Consider the following 2,936-nt stretch of genomic DNA (forward strand, 5'->3'; position numbering starts at 1 on the left):
AATCCGGCTCGTCCGCGTAATAGGCGGCGGCGCTCAGGATCAGATCGATCTCGTAGCGCATGGCGTCGTCCGGTGTCGCGTGGTGGAGGATTTTGCGCACTTGCGCCTCGGCCTGCTGATGACGCTCGCTCAGCGCCAGCGCCCATGCCACCGCGAGGCGCAGGCGTGGATGCTTGTCCAGTTCGGACTCGGGCAGCCATTTGAGCCATTCGAGCACGGCTGACAATTGACCGCGCGTCGCCGCCTCATGCAGGCAGCGCTGCGCCAGGCCGTAGGCGGTCTCGCGCTGGCCGCTGGCAAGCGCGTGGCGCGCGGCAGCTTCGGTCATGCCATGATCGGCAAGCCAGTGCATGGCGCGATCGTGCATCCCTTCGAGTTCCTGCGCCGGGAGGTCCGTCAGCCGGGCGCGCAGCGCATCGCGTGCCAATGCATGCAGGCGGAACCACTCGCCATGTTGGTCCGCGACGACAAACATCGGCGTGTCATGCATAAGACGCTGCAGGCGCTCCTTCGCATCCTGCAACCCCGTCACGGCGCGGCAAAGATCGGCATGCAACAACTCCACAATCGAGATACGCGTCAGGAATCCGGTATCCGCATCGGAGAGCCGGGCGAGCAGCGCGGTCACGAAGTGCTCGCGCATGCCGCCGGTGCTGTTGGCGAAGGCATCGATAGCGGCAACGGGATCGGGCGCATGGGTGATTGCGGCCAGCGCGAGTTGCAGGCCGAGCGGCCAGCCCTCGGTCGCGTCATGCAGCCTGGCGCTCGCGTCGGCTTCGACACTGGCGTCGAAGTGGCTGCCGATCAGTGCGATCGTCTCTTCCAGGCGGAAACGCAGCGTCCCGGCATCGACCTTCACGCACTGGTCATAGGGGCCCAGCCGCTCGATGACCGTGTCGAACCCGCCCCGGGCCGCCACCACGATGCGCAGGTTGGGTGGCAGGTTGTTGAGCAGGTAGATCAACGCATCGCGGCTGGATTCCGGCAGCCGCTCGGCTTCATCGAGTATCAGGACGATATCGAGCGCAACGTGCGCAATCTCCGCCAGCCACGCGGTGAAGCCTTCCAGCGGCCCGCGGGACGATCCATCCCCGTCCGGCAGCCGTCTGCCGAATGCTGGCCGCCCGCAGCCTGAGCGAATCGCGCTCGCGAGCCCTGTCAACAAGCGCCCCGGATCGTCATGCTCGTCCAATGACAGCCAGGCAACCGCGCTGCCGCGCATGATGTACTCGCGGTGCCACTGGATCAGCAGGGATGTCTTGCCGAAGCCGGCAGGCGCTTGCGCGATCGTCACGGGCCTGTCGACAAAGTGCTCGCAGTCCGAGCGCAGGCGTCGGCGCGCAAGGAGGTGGCGCGGTCCGCGCGGTGGACTGGTCTTGAGCGGGAATGCCGATGCTGTGACGCCAGTGCCACTGGTGGAATTTGTCATCGAATAAGCCCGGCAGGCTATGCCGTTCGCGTGGATGGGCAGAAGAGCCGGATGGGATGGGGCGGATCGCCAGTGCCGGCGATTATAGACAGGCCAGGCGCGTCGAAGGCCGCTCCCAGGGATATCCCTGTGCCGTTCCCCCCCGCCGCTGGGGGGAGCCTCCCACCCGCACGCTCCTAACATCCAATCCATGCAATACAACCACGAAAGTGATGCAATGCCGGCAACCAACCACGCAATCGCGACGACGCCAGGCGCCAATCCCGGGCCTGCAGCGATCACAAGGTTATCCACGGCTATGCATGCCATGCGCCGGCAGGCACAAGCGCCCGCCAATGCATCCATCTCGCTCTGACCCGAAACCGGCCTCGAAACATGTTCCGCCATCTGTTTGTTCCTGTCGATCCTAGCGATCACGGCGCCAATGCAACGGCGCAAGCCATCGCACTGGCTCGCAGCCACGGCGCGCGCATCAGCTTCCGGTACGCGCAGGCGGCAGGCGCGCGCGGCCCGTCGCAGGCCCGCGAGGCACTCGTCCGTGCCGATGCGGCAGCGCGTGCGCAAGGCTTGACAAGCACGGTGGCCAGCATCGTTGCCGAGCAGCCGGCGCGCGCGTTACTGGCCGCGGCGGACCAGGCGGGCTGCGACGCGATTGTCCTCGCCCATGGCACGGGGCAACTCGCGGAGCTGTCCTCCGCTGCCCGCCACATGCTGGTGCATGCCCGCATTCCGGTGCTGTCAATCGGCGCCAACTGCGTACCCGCGCCCATTCCGGCTATCGATCTGCTGCACAGCGAGTACAAGCGCCTGACCGCGCTGCTGCATGCCTGGCTGAACCTCCTCGAAACGCCGCCCCCGCCGGGCGCGTCAATGGCCTCGGCTCCGCTGCTGGCGGCGATCGAGTACGTTCGCTTGGTGGTCCATCCGCTGCTGCAGCGCAAGGAGGTCACGTTATTCCGCCGCCTGGGCCGGCGCAGCGAGGCCATGCGCGCGGAACTGGACGAGTTGTCCCGCCAGCACTTGCGTCAACAGAGCCTGCTGGATGAGCTTGCCACGCAAGTGGAGCAAGCCGACGGCAGCGCCCCCGCCTTTGCGGCGCTAGCCCAGGCCGTCGAGCAGTATGCCCGCCAGGTATGGGAATACATGGGCCGCGAAGAAGGCGTTGTGCTCCCGGCGGCGCGCCGCCACTTGACCGAGGGCGATTGGAACGATGTGCATTTGGCACTGACCCCCGCAGTGACTCACCACGTCGGGATACGCTCCGACGCCAGCTTTGCAGAGCTGCTGACGCAATTGACTCTGCCCCAACCCGACAAGGACTAAACATGCAATTCCTCGACGATTCCCTGCACCCCGAGAACCAGGACAAAGTGGTCATCACCGTGGCGCCTTACGGCCCCGAGTGGATGCCGGCGGATTTCCCCGAAGACATTCCGGTGACGATGGAGGAACAGGTGCAAAAGGCCGTTGACTGCTACAACGCCGGTGCCACGGTGCTGCACCTCCA

3 protein-coding genes are annotated in these 2,936 nt (G+C 66.1%); 2 read left to right on the top strand and 1 reads right to left on the bottom strand.

The window, feature by feature from the left end; genetic code table 11:
• A partial coding sequence (locus AC1DT6_RS40260; RefSeq protein ID WP_477112220.1) for a winged helix-turn-helix domain-containing protein occupies window positions 1-1,429 on the bottom strand: 1,429 nt, incomplete at its 3' end.
• Between the two features lie 375 nt (window positions 1,430-1,804).
• Here AC1DT6_RS40260 and AC1DT6_RS40265 point away from each other — a divergent pair.
• Entirely contained in the window at window positions 1,805-2,752 is a 948-nt protein-coding gene (locus AC1DT6_RS40265; RefSeq protein ID WP_441637650.1) for a universal stress protein, read from the top strand.
• A gap of 2 nt (window positions 2,753-2,754) precedes the next feature.
• Window positions 2,755-2,936 (top strand): 3-keto-5-aminohexanoate cleavage protein (locus tag AC1DT6_RS40270; protein WP_477102143.1); only part of this gene is annotated, 182 nt, incomplete at its 3' end.

This window comes from Cupriavidus sp. 01L45, from assembly GCF_056399885.1.

Bases quoted from the DNA above. Each gene is read 5' to 3' on its own strand.
- AC1DT6_RS40265 (WP_441637650.1), top strand. From the start codon at position 1,805: ATGTTCCGCCATCTGTTTGTTCCTGTCGATCCTAGCGATCACGGCGCC.